13 protein-coding genes, 1 riboswitch and 1 other annotated feature are annotated in these 15,088 nt (G+C 37.7%); of the genes, 3 read left to right on the top strand and 10 right to left on the bottom strand.

Going from position 1 to position 15,088, the window contains the following annotated elements:
• Positions 1 to 11 precede the first annotated feature (11 nt).
• Positions 12 to 2,423, bottom strand: coding sequence for a leucine--tRNA ligase (gene leuS, locus NXS11_RS00190; RefSeq protein WP_259197662.1), 2,412 nt, complete (start codon positions 2,421 to 2,423; stop codon positions 12 to 14).
• Positions 2,424 to 2,472: 49 nt separating this feature from the next.
• Positions 2,473 to 2,661: a binding site (T-box leader), on the bottom strand.
• A 63-nt stretch (positions 2,662 to 2,724) separates the two neighbouring features.
• Positions 2,725 to 3,906: an MDR family MFS transporter gene (locus NXS11_RS00185; RefSeq protein ID WP_259197660.1), complete on the bottom strand. Its 1,182-nt coding sequence runs from the start codon at positions 3,904 to 3,906 to the stop codon at positions 2,725 to 2,727.
• A gap of 109 nt (positions 3,907 to 4,015) precedes the next feature.
• Here NXS11_RS00185 and mnmL point away from each other — a divergent pair, with 109 nt between their 5' ends.
• Both mnmL and mnmM read left to right on the top strand, forming a co-directional pair.
• Positions 4,016 to 4,969 (top strand): tRNA modification radical SAM protein MnmL/YtqA, encoded by a 954-nt coding sequence (gene mnmL / locus NXS11_RS00180; RefSeq protein WP_259197659.1) that lies wholly within the window; start codon positions 4,016 to 4,018, stop codon positions 4,967 to 4,969.
• On the top strand, positions 4,966 to 5,526 hold the full coding sequence (gene mnmM / locus NXS11_RS00175) for a tRNA 5-(aminomethyl)-2-thiouridylate-methyltransferase MnmM (protein WP_259197658.1): 561 nt from the start codon (positions 4,966 to 4,968) through the stop codon (positions 5,524 to 5,526). Before mnmL ends, mnmM begins: the two co-directional genes overlap by 4 nt.
• Positions 5,527 to 5,581: 55 nt before the next feature.
• On the opposite strand, the gene NXS11_RS00170 is transcribed toward mnmM, so the two are convergent.
• From NXS11_RS00170 to NXS11_RS00160, 3 genes are all read right to left on the bottom strand, one after another.
• Entirely contained in the window at positions 5,582 to 5,995 is a 414-nt protein-coding gene (locus tag NXS11_RS00170) for a transcriptional regulator, SarA/Rot family (RefSeq protein ID WP_259197657.1), read from the bottom strand.
• A 416-nt stretch (positions 5,996 to 6,411) separates the two neighbouring features.
• Positions 6,412 to 7,362, bottom strand: coding sequence for an L-lactate dehydrogenase (locus NXS11_RS00165; RefSeq protein WP_259197655.1), 951 nt, complete (start codon positions 7,360 to 7,362; stop codon positions 6,412 to 6,414).
• A gap of 241 nt (positions 7,363 to 7,603) precedes the next feature.
• The gene (locus NXS11_RS00160; protein WP_259197654.1) at positions 7,604 to 8,428 is read right to left on the bottom strand and encodes an alpha/beta fold hydrolase; all 825 of its coding nucleotides are present in this window, start codon (positions 8,426 to 8,428) and stop codon (positions 7,604 to 7,606) included.
• A 240-nt stretch (positions 8,429 to 8,668) separates the two neighbouring features.
• Between NXS11_RS00160 and NXS11_RS00155 the strand changes: the two genes are divergently transcribed.
• Entirely contained in the window at positions 8,669 to 9,649 is a 981-nt protein-coding gene (locus tag NXS11_RS00155) for a proline dehydrogenase family protein (protein WP_259197653.1), read from the top strand.
• A gap of 60 nt (positions 9,650 to 9,709) precedes the next feature.
• Here NXS11_RS00155 and ribH read toward each other — a convergent pair whose 3' ends face one another.
• The 5 genes from ribH to NXS11_RS00130 all read right to left on the bottom strand — a co-directional run bounded on the left by ribH (position 9,710) and on the right by NXS11_RS00130 (position 15,041).
• On the bottom strand, positions 9,710 to 10,171 hold the full coding sequence (gene ribH / locus NXS11_RS00150) for a 6,7-dimethyl-8-ribityllumazine synthase (protein ID WP_259197652.1): 462 nt from the start codon (positions 10,169 to 10,171) through the stop codon (positions 9,710 to 9,712).
• Between the two features lie 15 nt (positions 10,172 to 10,186).
• Positions 10,187 to 11,368, bottom strand: coding sequence for a 3,4-dihydroxy-2-butanone-4-phosphate synthase (gene ribB / locus NXS11_RS00145; protein ID WP_259197650.1), 1,182 nt, complete (start codon positions 11,366 to 11,368; stop codon positions 10,187 to 10,189).
• A gap of 28 nt (positions 11,369 to 11,396) precedes the next feature.
• Positions 11,397 to 12,026 carry a riboflavin synthase gene (locus NXS11_RS00140; protein ID WP_259197648.1) on the bottom strand — a complete coding sequence of 210 codons (630 nt, stop codon included), beginning with the start codon at positions 12,024 to 12,026 and terminating at the stop codon, positions 11,397 to 11,399.
• Between the two features lie 4 nt (positions 12,027 to 12,030).
• Positions 12,031 to 13,077: a bifunctional diaminohydroxyphosphoribosylaminopyrimidine deaminase/5-amino-6-(5-phosphoribosylamino)uracil reductase RibD gene (gene ribD / locus NXS11_RS00135; protein WP_259198264.1), complete on the bottom strand. Its 1,047-nt coding sequence runs from the start codon at positions 13,075 to 13,077 to the stop codon at positions 12,031 to 12,033.
• 172 nt (positions 13,078 to 13,249) lie between these two features.
• Positions 13,250 to 13,390: riboswitch (FMN riboswitch) on the bottom strand.
• Positions 13,391 to 13,532: 142 nt separating this feature from the next.
• On the bottom strand, positions 13,533 to 15,041 hold the full coding sequence (locus NXS11_RS00130; RefSeq protein WP_259197646.1) for an FAD/NAD(P)-binding protein: 1,509 nt from the start codon (positions 15,039 to 15,041) through the stop codon (positions 13,533 to 13,535).
• Between the last annotated feature and the right edge of the window lie 47 nt (positions 15,042 to 15,088).

Below are 15,088 nucleotides of genomic sequence, written 5' to 3'. Positions count from 1 at the left end.
TCTCACCCCTATTATTTTGCAACAATATTTACGAGCTTTCCTGGAACTGCAATGACTTTTTTAATATCTTTGCCCGCTATATTAGCTTGAACTGTCTCATCAGCTAATGCGATGCGTTCCATTTCTTCTCTCGATGTATCTTTTGAAATCTCAAGCTTAGCACGAACTTTACCGTTGATTTGAACAACAATCTCAACAGTATCTGCTTGTAATAATGCTTCATCATACGTTGGCCAAGGTTGATATGTGATTGTGTTGTCATGACCCAAAATCGCCCATAACTCTTCACTGATATGTGGTGCAATTGGTGCTAACATTGTAACAAATCCTTCTACATAGACACGATTAACCGCTTCTGCCTTGTAACATTCGTTAATAAAGACCATCAACTGACTGATTGCTGTATTGAAGTTTAATGTTTCAAAGTCATCTGTCACCTTTTTCACCGTTTGATGATACACTTGTTCTAATTTTGGCGTTGGCGCATCAACAACTTTTGCTGATAACGTATGTTCTTCTGTCACAAACAAACGCCAGATACGGTCTAAGAATCGACGCGCACCGTCTAGACCTGTTTCACTCCATGCAATAGAAGCATCAAGTGGTCCCATGAACATTTCATAAAGGCGCAATGTATCTGCCCCATGAGAAGCAACAATTTCGTCAGGGTTTACAACATTCCCTTTCGATTTACTCATTTTTTCGTTACCTTCCCCTAAAATCATACCTTGGTTGAACAATTTTTGGAACGGCTCTTTCGTTGGCACAACACCTAAATCGTACAATACTTTATGCCAGAAACGTGCATACAATAAATGAAGTACCGCATGTTCTACACCACCGATGTAAAGGTCTACCGGTAACCAATGTTTCAGTTTTTCAGGATCTGCTAGCATTTGATCATTTTTCGGATCGATGTAACGTAAATAATACCAGCAACTACCTGCCCATTGTGGCATTGTATTAGTCTCACGGCGACCTTTCATACCCGTTTTCTCATCAACCACGTTCACAAATTCTGTACTGTTCGCAAGTGGTGATTCTCCCGTACCAGATGGCTTAATTTGATCCATTTTTGGTAATAATAATGGTAATTCTGATTCAGGTACAGTTGTCATTGAACCGTCTTCCCAGTGGATAATTGGAATTGGTTCACCCCAATAACGCTGACGACTAAACAACCAGTCTCTCAACTTGTAATTCACTTTACGCTCGCCAGCACCTTTTTCTTCTAAAATGTCAATTGCTTTTTCAATGGCTTCTGCATTGTTAAGACCATCTAATGGACCTGAATTCACATGCGCTCCGTCGCCTGTATATAACGGTGTATCTTCAGTATGTTCAATGACATTCACGACATCTAAACCAAATGTTTGCGCAAATTCATAATCGCGTTCATCATGACCTGGAACCGCCATAACTGCGCCTGTACCATACGATGCAAGTACATAATCAGCAATCCATACAGGGATTTGTTCACCAGATAAAGGATGCGTCGCATAAGCACCTGTGAAAACACCTGTCTTTTCTTTTGCTAAATCCGTACGTTCCAAGTCAGATTTTTTAGCTGCTTCTTGTTGGTATGCTACAACTTGTTCTTTGTGTTCAGCTGTCGTAATTTTATCCACAAGACGATGCTCAGGACTTAATACGAGGAATGTTACACCGTATAACGTATCTGGACGTGTTGTGAATACTTCAATCGCTTCATCTAATGATGGTACACCGAAACGCACTTTCGCCCCCTCAGAACGACCAATCCAGTTGCGTTGCATATCTTTGATTGATTCAGGCCAGTCCAATTCCTCCAAATCTTCCAACAAACGATCTGCATATTCTGTAATCTTCAACACCCATTGTTTCATTGGACGACGCACAACAGGATGACCACCGCGTTCAGACACACCATCAATAACCTCTTCATTCGATAACACTGTGCCAAGCGCTTCACACCAGTTAACAGGAATCTCATCAATATAAGCTAGACCTTTGTTATAAAGTTGGATGAAAATCCATTGTGTCCATTTATAATACTCTGGATCCGTTGTACTTACTTCTCGATCCCAGTCATAACTGAAACCCAATTCTTGAATTTGACGTTTGAACGTTTGAATATTCTTTTTCGTGAATTCAGCTGGGTCGTTTCCTGTGTCTAACGCATACTGCTCAGCCGGCAAACCAAATGCATCCCAACCCATAGGATGAAGTACATTATAGCCTTGCATGCGCTTATAACGTGACACAATATCTGTTGCCGTGTAACCTTCTGGATGTCCCACATGCAGACCTGCACCAGATGGATATGGAAACATATCTAACGCATAAAACTTTTTCTGACCCAAATTATCTTCCGCTTTAAACGTCTTGTTTTCTAACCAATAATTTTGCCACTTTTTCTCGATTTGCTTATGATTGTAATTCACAGCATTAACCTCCTAAAAATACAAAAAACACCTCAAACTACTATCATTCTAAAGGGACGACTTATTGCCGCGGTACCACCCTATTTCACATACGTGCACTTCATTTTAATAATAGTTGAGATGTTCTGTTATTTATTTTGATGTTGGCAAGTTCACTTAACAGCTATCGTTAGTTCGCACCACCACTAACTCTCTGCAGATTGCACACTAAGTTACTACTCCGATAAAATCCACTTAATATATACATCATAGGCAATTTGACACATTGTTGCAAGTATAATCTTTTATTTTCACAACATACTTACTCAAACAATGAATGTCCTTTAATGCCACGATCAAAAACAGCTAAAAAGACCAGCCCTATGACCAGTAAACCCATCATTGCTAAAAACATTACTTGCATATCGAAATAATCGACGAGCAATCCACCGATAAGCGGACCTAATGCCTTACCAACTGTTGATGCTGAGTTGACAATTCCTTGATACACACCGTCTCGTCCTTGTGGTGCTAAACGACTTGCAATGGTTGGGACTGCTGGCCAAATAAACATCTCTGCAAATGTCATAATCACCATACCAATGACAAAGAACGAAAATGAAGTCGCAAAACTTGTCACATAGAATGACAAAAGTAAAATAAACAGACCAACATATAGTTGTTTTTTTAATTGCCCTTTCAATATCTTTATAATTGGCGATATAAGCGGTTGTCCTACAAGTATTAGTACGCCATTCAGCGTCCATAATAAGCTATATTGCGGCATGGAAATCCCGATTTGTTGTGTGAAAGAAGCAATGGTTGTTTGCCATTGAACATAGGCAACCCAACAACATGCAAACATAACACATAATAAAATAAGTGCTACAAAATGCTTTTTATTTTGCACATTTGCGACATCTTCTATCGTATGATGTTGTTTCACTTTTGCTTGATAATCCACATTAAACTGCCAAACTGCAATTGCAAAAAAGACAACATACATGAGCAAGTTTGCTAAAAATATGTAGTTAAAACTAAAATCTGCCACAATCCCACCTAATGCTGCACCCAGCGCTACGCCAATATTTTGTGCCAAATAGATGGCATTGAATGTCTTTCTTCCACCTTGTGGCCAAACCGCACCTGCCATTGCATAAATCGCAGGAATAATCATACCACCGCCAAAACCTAGCATAATTAGCCAAATCGCATACCACGGCCAGCCATGAAAAAAGTTAAGTAATCCCGTCGCAATCAAGCTGAAAATGGTTCCTACCATTATTGTACGATAACCACCTAGACGGTCAAACATCGTTCCCCCTAGTAAGTTTCCAGCAATCATTCCGATAGAGTTAATCATCAGAACTAAACCAGCCACACTTAATGACTTACCGAGCTCATTCGTCATATAAATTGTATTTAATGGCCATAAAAAGCTCGCCCCTGTAATATTAATCGCCATGCCCATAACTAACCACCAGATTGTACTCGGCATTCGCATCATTATCCCTTCTTTCTCTCTGAGATTCTACATCTCAATATAACACGACATGTAGAAAATATGGTAAAATCTTGGAATATATTGTGTTAATGAGAAAGGACGAGACAAAATGGGAACAGTATTTCCATATGCTTTCGAAAACAAGCGTTACCATACGCTGAATTATCATTTGAAAAATACGTTTGGTCAGAAAATATTTAAAGTAGCACTAGATGGTGGCTTCGACTGTCCAAACCGTGATGGTACTGTTGCACACGGCGGATGTACATTCTGCTCAGCAGCGGGAAGCGGTGATTTTGCAGGTAATCGTGCAGATCCCATACCTGTACAATTTCAAGACATCAAATCGCGCATGCATGAAAAGTGGCATGAAGGACAATACATTGCATACTTTCAAGCGTTCACTAACACACATGCGCCTGTTGAAGTATTGCGTGAAAAATTTGAAGCGGCTTTACAAGAAGAGGGTGTCGTTGGTCTATCAATCGGGACGCGTCCAGACTGTCTGCCAGATGATGTCGTTGAATACCTTGCCGAGCTCAATACGCGGACATATTTATGGGTCGAACTCGGCTTACAAACCATTCATCAAACAACATCTGACCTTATTAACCGCGCGCATGATATGGATGTATATTATGAAGGTGTTGCCAAACTGCGCAAACACGGCATTAAGGTATGTAGTCATATTATTAATGGCTTGCCTGGCGAAGATTATGACATGATGATGCAGACCGCCAAAGCTGTCGCAGATATGGACGTCCAAGGAATTAAGATCCACCTACTTCATTTATTAAAAGGCACACCTATGGTTAAACAATACGATAAAGGCCTGTTACAATTTATGACCAAAGAGGCTTATATCAATCTTGTATGTGATCAACTTGAAATCTTGCCACCTGACATGATTGTTCATCGCATTACTGGGGATGGTCCCATCGACTTAATGGTAGGTCCGATGTGGAGTGTAAATAAATGGGAAGTACTGAATGACATCGATGCGGAACTGGAACGTCGTGGTACAACTCAAGGAAGTCGTTACCGAAAAGAGGCTTCTCAATGATTGTCCAACGTATTCTTCCATTTGCTAAAGAACTGATCTCAACGCATATTCATAGTCACAGTACCGTTATTGATGCAACCTGTGGCAATGGGCATGACACATTGTTTCTAGCTCAATCTGTTCCAGAAGGTTATGTTTATGCATGTGATATTCAACAAACAGCCATTGAAGCAACACGTAACAAAATAAAAGACTTCAAGCATGTCACACTTGTTCACACAGGTCACGAAAATATAATTAAACACATCCAGCCAGTACATTTAGCGCATTTAGATGCTGCTATTTTTAACTTAGGTTACTTACCAAAAGGTGATAAACATATCGTTACGCAGCCTGAAACAACTATCACAGCAATAGAGCAGATTTTTGAACATCTGCGCCCTGAAGGAATTATTGTACTCGTCATATATCCTGGCCACCCAGAAGGACAAATTGAAAGTGAACAAGTATATCGCTATTTACAATCATTCGATCAACATCAAGCACATATATTACAATACGCCTTTATCAATCAACAAAATAACCCCCCCTATATCATTGCTATTGAGAAGAAATAAAACAAAACTGTGCTGACATGCATGCTATCAGCACAGTTTTAGTATGTTCGCTAAGTTATTTGCTTGTACATAACTGCTTAATGTTATGGTACTGCTGTTCTATACTCGCTTGATGTCGCTTAACTTCTGAAGCAATCATCGCAAACAGTTCATTTCGTTTTTCAACCATCTTTTCATTGTAATATATCAATACGGTACGTTCATCGTTTAGCGGTCTTTCTTTAAAAATCCATTGTTTACTAACCAAATGATTATATGTACGTGACCGTTTATATGCTTTGATTGGTACATATTTGTCCATTTCTTTCAAGGTCATCGCACCTTTTTCCCATATCGTCAATAAAATCAATATTTCTTCTTTTGTTAATTCAAATCTTTCAGCTACCGCTTCGAATACATTTTCAATTTCCGTTTGTAACAAATACAATGATTTAATACTATTTTGGTTATTTAAAATACCATCAACCATATAACATTCTCCCATCTATAAAACATAATCATCTTTACTAATATACCCAAAAATCAATTTTCAAAACAAACAAAATAGAGCACAATTATAAAATTTATTTTTCCTTATGTTATCGATCAATGATCAACCAATATAATACGCTCGAACTTAGGGAAAACGTTTAGGCTGTAAGCAACACCAAACGATGTTGTTAAGGCTATTGGCAGTAGCTGACTTGCTTATCAATGCACTTAAATAAGATTTTGTACTTCTAAGTAGATGTTTAAAGTATAGGTCTATTACAACTTAGCCGTTATCATATCTAAAATATCACCAGCACTTTGAAATGATCTATCGTAAATGCTGAGTACCCTAAATTTAGAATTTAAAAAAGATGCCACCTATCCATAGATGACATCTCATTGTATCGCTATATATTAAAACAAATGACTGATTGAGTCTTGCATGTCTTTAAGAATTTTAGAAGACTTTTCAAATTTTGCTTTTTCTTCTTCGTTTAATGGTGTTTCGATAATGCGAACTGCACCTTCAGCATTGATAACTGTTGGCACACCTGTATAAACACCGTCAACACCATATTCACCTTCTAAATAGCTAGAAACAGTTAATACAACATTTTGATTGCGTAAAATCGCTTTAGAAATGTGCATTAAGCCCATTGCTACACCATAGTATGTTGCACCTTTTGCTTTGATAATATCATATGCTGCATCACGTGTATTGACATAGATATCTTCAATTAAATGCTCTTTTTCTGGGTTTTCTTTTAAAATATCATATAATGGACGACCCGCAATCGTTGCACTAGACCAAACAGGCACTTCTGAATCACCGTGTTCACCGATAATATTTGCATGAACGCTTGATGGCGCTACATCAAATTCTTCACTTAATAAATGTTTGAAACGTGCAGTATCTAAGATTGTACCTGAACCAATAACTTTATGTTTTGGTAGACCAGAGTATTTCAATGTTACATAAGTTAATACATCTACTGGGTTAGCTGCTACTAGAAAGATACCGTCGAATCCGCTATCCATAATTGGTGTGATAATACCTTTGTAGATTTTAGCGTTTTTCTCAACTAAATCTAAACGTGTTTCACCTACTTTTTGAGGAGCACCTGCACAAATAACGATTAAATCAGCATCGCCACAATCAGAATATTGACCTGCTTTAACTTTAACAGGAGACATCGCATAAGGCGCACCATGATTTAAATCAAGTACGTCGCCACGAACTTTGTCCTCATTAATGTCAATAATTACTAATTCGTCTGCAATACCTTGGCTGACCATCGTAAATGCATAACTTGCACCTACCGCACCATCTCCTACTAATACTACTTTATTACCTTTTTTCGCCATAAAGACTCTCTCCATTCTATCTATTTTCAATATAAGAAACACAAGTTAATGTGAATTATTTCACACAACTAATTTAACATGGTTCTTATTTTAGTTCAAGCGTAATAAATTGTGAGAATAATTATTTATAGCAAGCATATCACTTAATTGATAAAATTTAAATTAAACAGAGTATTTACTCTAAATATTTTTTAAAAGTATATCACTGTATCGCATGCCATATAATTTGAAATCATAATTATTAGTGAAGTGTGTTTTCATCCTCAACTAGAAATCCTGCTGCATGCACACGATTATTTAAAAAGCTTAAAATATAGCGCATCACTGCTTCACGTTGTGGCTCATTATGAACTTCATGTGCAAAACCTTGCCATTCCTTGACATACAGTTCTTCATAGTCATGTACAGTAATGAGTTGACGCGTTACAGAAATATCAGTAATCCGATCTTCCGTACCGTACATTAAGCAAAGTGGCACAACATTCATCTTCTCAATATGATTTGACGTTTCTTTCATATTTTTAACCACTTCTTGGTACCAATGATAACTTACCTTCTTAAGCATAAGCGCATCATCTTCCGTCTCTTCTTGCACTTCTTTATTAGATGTTAAGTCCGTCACATCAAAACCTAAATCAAACTTTGCAGACTTCGATACGTCCCCAAGGTTAGATGTTAAAATATTTTTTCGCGTATGTGCATTGTTATGAAAAGCTAACAGTGGCGATATTAATACAAGCCCCTCAATACCCAAATCCACTTTTTCTAGTAAGTTAACCGCAATCAATCCACCTAACCCTACACCAATCACAAAAATAGGTAAGTGGTATCCTTCTGCAATCTTTAACCATTCTAATACTGTCTCATGATATTGATTAAAGTTATCAACTTGACCTTTATTCATACGAGATGTCTGACCTTGACCGGGTAAATCTCCCATGATTACATGGTAGCCATTTCGTCTTAAATGTGTAATTACGAAAGCATAGCGCCCCGTATGCTCCAACATATTATGTACAATGACAACAACGCCTTTTGCTTCACTTACTGTTTCCCATTTCCACATATGTATCTGACCTTTCTTGTCTTGCTAAATACTTTTCATTCTATTATAGCTTGTCTTCCCACCGAATTGCTAACAAAAATAAATATTTCGTTTTGAGCTTCTTCAGAGAACTATTATAACGCTATTAATGTATTGAAATCCCTTTAGTGTAAAGTTTTGTATTAAAAACGTTTTCATCACATTAATATTCATGATACACTACAAATGAATCGATAAACAAAAGTTATGGGAGGAATAAAAATGGGATTAGTCAAAAACTTTTTTATTGCTTTATCTAATAATGCTTTTCTAAATGAATCAGCCAAGAAAATCGGTCCTTCATTAGGGGCGAATAGAGTTGTGGCTGGTAATACGATTGACGACGTTGTCAAAACCATTCAACGTCTTAATGATAAAAATATTGCTGCGACAGTTGATAACCTTGGGGAATTTGTCAATTCAAAACAAGAAGCAATCGCTGCCAAAAATGATATTTTAAAAATTATGTCGGCAATTCACGAAAATGGTTTAGATGCACATGTCTCTATCAAGCTCAGCCAATTAGGGGCAGAATTTGATCGTCAGCTTGCTTATGATAACGCTTATGAAATCGTTCAAAAAGCCGCTGAGTATAATCAAATGCATATTAACTTTGATACTGAAAAATACGATAGTTTATCAGATATCACACATACTTTAGACCAACTAAAGACAGAATTTTCTAATGTTGGTACAGTGATTCAAGCTTATCTATTTAAAGCAGATGAATTGCTGGATAAATATCCTGATTTACGACTACGTTTAGTAAAAGGGGCATACAAAGAATCCCCTCATATTGCTTATCAAACAACTGAAGAAATTGATGCAAACTATCTTCATCTAATCGAGAAGCGCTTGCTTAATGCAAAAAACTTCACTTCTATTGCAACGCATGATCATCGCATCATCAACCATGTTAAAGCATTTGTAGAAGCAAACAATATCGATAAATCACAATTTGAATTTCAGATGTTATATGGCTTCCGCTCTGAATTAGCTGAGTCTATTGCTAAAGAAGGTTACAACTTTACAATTTATGTGCCATACGGTGATGATTGGTTCGGATACTTTATGAGACGCCTTGCAGAACGTCCACAAAACTTAGCACTTGCGTTCAAAGAATTCGTCAAACCAAAATCACTTGCTGTTATTGGAGTAGCCGGGTTAGTGGCAATTTTGTTAGGTAAATCTTGTAAGAAATAAAATGCACCCCCTTGAAGCATGTATTGTGTCACCGCTTCAAGGGGGGTATTTTGATATTTCTTAACTCATCATTTTTAAAAGATTTGCCATTTCAATAGCACCCACTGCAACATCAGAACCTTTATTGCCTGCTTTAGTACCCGCACGCTCAATCGCTTGTTCAATATTCTCAGTCGTTAACACACCGAAAATAACAGGAATCCCCGTATCATCGCTTGCTTTAGCAATACCTTTAGCTGCTTCGTTACATACATAGTCATAGTGTGATGTAGCACCACGAATAATACAACCAAGTGTAATCACTGCATCATATTTACCAGACTGTGCCATTTTTTTAGCAATGATTGGCAATTCAAATGCACCTGGTACGTATGCAACATCAATCGCTGCTTCGTCTACTTGATGACGCTTCAATGCATCTAGCGCACCTTCTAATAAACGTCCAGTAATCAAATCATTAAAACGACTTACCACAATTCCAATTTTCAACCCTTGTCCTACTAAATTTCCTTCAAATGTCATCTTTAATTCCTCCAATTATATTAAATGTCTCATTTGTTTTTTTTTAACTTCCATGTAGTCATGATTATGTGCATTTATTTTAGTGATTACTGGAATGCGGCTTGTCATCGTAATACCATAGTGTGCTAGCCCCTCAAACTTTTTCGGATTATTGGTCATCAACTTCACAGATGTAATACCAAAGTATTTTAAAATTTGTGCGGCATTATCATAATCACGCATATCAGGCGCAAAGCCAAGTGCCTCATTGGCAGAGATAGTGTTATAACCTTGCTCAATAAGCTCATAAGCTTTCAACTTATTCATCAAACCAATACCACGACCTTCTTGCGGTAAGTAAATAAGCATTCCACCATAATTGTTGATATACTTCATAGCAAACTCTAATTGTTCGCCACAATCACAGCGGGCACTATGAAAAATATCACCTGTTGCACATGCTGAATGAATGCGAACGTTCATTTCATCATGAAGTTCTCCGTTAACAATAGCAATTAATTCAGAATCATCAATATCAGACGTAAAACCATACATATCGAATGTTCCATAACGTGTTGGCAATTGAACCTTAGCCTCTAGCGTGATTAACGTTCGATTCGTCTTAATATAGTTGGCCAAATCATCAATCGTAATCATACATAAACCGTGGGCTTCTTTAAATTGCTGTAACGTCTCGCCACGTGCCATTGTGCCGTCTTCATTCATAATTTCACAAATAACACCCGCTGGTTTTGCACCAGTTAATTTTGCTAAGTCTACCGTTGCTTCCGTATGACCACGACGTCCTAATACCCCTTTGTCATGTGCAATTAACGGAAAGACATGACCTGGGCGATTGAATGTTTCGGCAGTCATATTATCATCTATCAATGCACGTGCTGTATGTGTACGTTCAAACGCACTAATACCGGTTGTTGACGTTACGTGGTCAATACTCACTGTAAAAGCTGTAGAATGTGGATCAGTATTGTTTTGTACCATGGCATCTATACCTGCTTGTTGTGCAATGCTACGATCAACCGGGCAACAAATTAACCCTCGACCATAACGTGCCATGAAGTTAATCGTGTCATCATTCATCCATTCTGTAATTGCGAGCAAATCCCCTTCGTTCTCTCTGTCATCGTCATCACAAACAATAATGGATTCACCATTTTTCAACGCTTGTAATGCAACCTCTATCTTGTCAAACTGCATCCTAAGCCCTCCTTGAACTTCAGCGTTATTAAAATCCTGCACGTAATAAACTGTCGGCAGTTACATCATTATTTTGGCGTGTAATATTCTCTACATATTTGAACAACATATCCGTTTCAAGATGCACAAGGTCACCTTGCTTTTTGGTTGATAATATCGTTGCTTTACGTGTCTCAGGAATTAAATGAATGTCGAAAGTTGTCGTTTCTTTTTTAAAAACTGTCAAACTCACACCATCTACAGCAATAGATCCTTGTGGAATCATTTGTTTTAAAATATGATTCGGCGCTTTAATTGTGTAGATCCATTCATTGTGTGACTGTTTAATATTCAATATGACACCTTTATCATCAACATGGCCTTGGACAAAATGACCACCTAAACGACCCGTCGCAAGTAAAGCACGTTCTAAATTTACAGGTTGACCGATTGAAAGCTGACCTAAATATGTTTTATTTTCAGTACCGGTAATGACTTGAACAGTAAAAGATGTTGCATCAAAGCGCACGACAGTTAAACACGTGCCATTAACACTGATCGAGTCACCGATGTGCATGTCGCTTAAAATCTTGTCACATTGAATCGTTAATTCTGTTGTAGGGTTTTGTTTTTTTATCGATTGGATTATGCCAATTTCCTCAACGATACCTGTAAACATGACATCACTTCCTTTTCATGTGTAATTTCATGTCAGTATCTATCATTTCAGAATGGACAATTTCAAAAGTGTTCAGTTGATCAAGTGGCGCCACCCAATCCGTTTGAAAGAATTGGTGCTTTCCTTGACCACCTATTATTTTCGGGGCTAAATATAGGATGAAGGTTGAAATATAATGAGAAGCTAAAAATTGTGAAGTTAGCTTTGGTCCAGCTTCTACGAGAACACGACCAAAACCTTTTGTATATAAATCATGTAATATCGTATCAATATCAGTGTCTGGTAGTTGTACGACTTGGACATGTTCCAATGGAGATACTACTGCTGAGTTATCCGTGTACACATATACGGGTGCTACTTTGTCGTGAAACAATGTTGCGTCCCAATTAATATTACCTGAATGCGATAAAATCACACGCGCAGGATGACGTCCATCTTCTGTACGCACTGTTAGACTTGGATTATCAACAGTCAACGTGCCATTACCAGTAATAATCGCATCGTTCATATGGCGCAACTTGAAGACATCTGCTTTGACAGCTTTCGACGTTATCCATTGGCTTTCATGATAATCTGTCGCTTGCTTACCATCAATACTCGCACTCACTTTAACCGTTACAATCGGCATGGTTTGCGTTTTGCTCGTAAAGAATGGCGCATACAACTTCTCAGCAAATAGATGTGGTTCATAATGAACATCAATACCTGCATTTACCATCATTTCATGACCTGTTGCAGCTAACGTAATATCTCTTGCAGCATAGACAACTTTTTGTATACCTGTATCAATAATACGTTGCGCACAAGGCGGTGTAGCACCGTCATGCGAGCATGGTTCCAACGACACATATAGCGTCGCACCTTTGACATTATCATTGCCAGCCATATCAATCGCTTGAATTTCAGCATGCTTATCACCTTTTTTTAGATGCGCACCTAAGCCAATAATACGTCCATCTTTGACTACTACAGCGCCAACCGGTGGATTAATGCCCGTTTGTCCTTCTACCATTTTTGCTAAACTAATTGCATGTTCTAAATATTGTTTTATCGTCATCACCTCAAATCTAAAAACAAAACCACTCGTTATTAAGTATCGAGTGGTAAGGTTTATTTTACGCTGTATTGAAAACTATACAGACGTATTCAGCAAATTTGCCATCACAAAATAAGCGATACAAATGCATAAAAAAATACATGTATTGCGTGTAATGGTGCATTGATGATTCTTCCTCCCATCCAGACTCTCACTGTCGGCTCTAGATTCTCACTAGATCAGCCATAGTCAACAAATCATTGTTCACTACGGGTCGCAGGCTTAACTTACTGCCGGTTGGGATTTCCACCCAGCCCCGAAAGAATATCATTATGAAATTGTTTGAGATTCAAGATACGACAACAGTTCTCGTCTCAAACATTGAGATTCGATACTGTTCGCATTTAGCTTAACCCATTTATCAAAAATTGACAATTTATTTGCACCATTCTTGTCTTGAATTAAAATACTTATTTCATCGTTTCAACGGTTGTATCTAATTGTTGCTGCCTTTCCAAATATTGATATAGTTGTCCCACCGTTTTAACAGCTTGTTGAACAATCATCGTTACCGCATTACGCTGAAAATTCACACCGTTCGTAATCTGACCAATCGCACACAAGTTGGTCAATGTACCATAACGTGAACTAATGACTTCATTCGTCTCTGGTTTAATCTGAATACCACCCATTGGATGTGATTGTACAATGTGTCTATTCGCCATATCTAACAATAACGCATCCGATTCATCCAATTGATCAAGTCGTGTTTTCGGGCCTGTAGCATTAATCACAACATCGACCGTACGTTGTCGACCCAAAGCACCAAATTTCAATTGGTAACGTCCATGTTTACGCTCAACATATTCCAAGCCCGAGCAAACTTCTATCATTCCATTATCAATCGCATTCAAAATTAATTCTGCCGTATCTCTCGGCATTGGATTTGAATTTTCTTTCACATATTGATGATAACGTTCAAGATAAACTTGCTGATCCTCATGCATCAAACTATTCCATATCCAATCCATATTATCTTTAATTGCCATCAACACACTTTGCAATTTTCCAAGCATTTCTGGATGGCTTAAATCATAGGTTAAGTCTTTTACTACATCACCTGTTTTGCGATGAAGCAATTGTGCCAGCGGTATATCCAATGCTTCACACTCTTTATGAAACAGTGCAATCACATCATCTAATGGGACAACCCCCATATGTTCATGCTTCAATTGTTTGAAACGTTCTTTTGTTAAATATTGCAATTCAAACTCAATCATATCGCCACGGACACTTGGCAGCTGACCACTACGACTTGCTAGCAATAGCTTTTTATTATGGTGATTTAACACATAGCGAATGACGTCTAGACTTGCTAACCCTGTTCCAATCACTGCAATTTCATCATTTTCTTGGACTTGTTCTAAGGTGTGATTAGCTGGATAAGGTGAGTGAATAAATCCTAGTTCTCCCTTTAATTTGTATGGATCGTTATACGACATCGTACCAATTGTTAAAAAGACATAATCATATTTGCGGCATGTTTTTTCAGCATTTCCAACGCAAACAATAATGTTTTTAGGTGTTGCCTCATTCTCTTGTTCTTCAATAGCTATTTGTGAAACTTCCTTATGTACCACATGAATATTATCATATGTCTCAACATAATGATTTAAGTAACTTTTCATATAATGACCAAATACAAAACGCGGCAAATAGTCAACATCACCATAGTCAAAATCAGTTTGTGCCTCATACCATTCACGAAATTCTTTGATGTTATCAATATTAAGCGATAACATATCAACCGGGATGTTAATCAATAGGTCATCACTATCATTCTGAAAAGGCTCACCTTGCCCCATATTTGTCGCATTGTCATAAATGTCTATGTTGAGTTCTGCAAAGTTTTGATGCTTGACCAATTGTCTTAATACACTCACCCCTGCTGTCCCCATACCTATAATTGCTACATTCATACTTCATCACCTTCAACAAAATTCATTTCAACTTGTTATACCCCAAA

It is taken from the genome of Staphylococcus americanisciuri (genome assembly GCF_024814435.1).
In the GTDB taxonomy this organism is placed as follows: Bacteria; Bacillota; Bacilli; order Staphylococcales; family Staphylococcaceae; genus Staphylococcus; species Staphylococcus americanisciuri.
This window is presented reverse-complemented; position numbering and strand designations above follow the sequence as displayed.

Bases quoted from the DNA above. Each gene is read 5' to 3' on its own strand.
- ribH (WP_259197652.1), bottom strand. From the start codon at position 10,171: ATGACATTTGAAGGAAATTTAGTAGGACAAGGGTTGAAAATTGGAATT.
- NXS11_RS00185 (WP_259197660.1), bottom strand. From the start codon at position 3,906: ATGCGAATGCCGAGTACAATCTGGTGGTTAGTTATGGGCATGGCGATT.
- NXS11_RS00130 (WP_259197646.1), bottom strand. From the start codon at position 15,041: ATGAATGTAGCAATTATAGGTATGGGGACAGCAGGGGTGAGTGTATTA.
- ribB (WP_259197650.1), bottom strand. From the start codon at position 11,368: ATGCAGTTTGACAAGATAGAGGTTGCATTACAAGCGTTGAAAAATGGT.
- mnmM (WP_259197658.1), top strand. From the start codon at position 4,966: ATGATTGTCCAACGTATTCTTCCATTTGCTAAAGAACTGATCTCAACG.
- mnmL (WP_259197659.1), top strand. From the start codon at position 4,016: ATGGGAACAGTATTTCCATATGCTTTCGAAAACAAGCGTTACCATACG.
- NXS11_RS00165 (WP_259197655.1), bottom strand. From the start codon at position 7,362: ATGGCGAAAAAAGGTAATAAAGTAGTATTAGTAGGAGATGGTGCGGTA.
- NXS11_RS00155 (WP_259197653.1), top strand. From the start codon at position 8,669: ATGGGATTAGTCAAAAACTTTTTTATTGCTTTATCTAATAATGCTTTT.
- NXS11_RS00140 (WP_259197648.1), bottom strand. From the start codon at position 12,026: ATGTTTACAGGTATCGTTGAGGAAATTGGCATAATCCAATCGATAAAA.
- NXS11_RS00160 (WP_259197654.1), bottom strand. From the start codon at position 8,428: ATGTGGAAATGGGAAACAGTAAGTGAAGCAAAAGGCGTTGTTGTCATT.
- NXS11_RS00170 (WP_259197657.1), bottom strand. From the start codon at position 5,995: ATGGTTGATGGTATTTTAAATAACCAAAATAGTATTAAATCATTGTAT.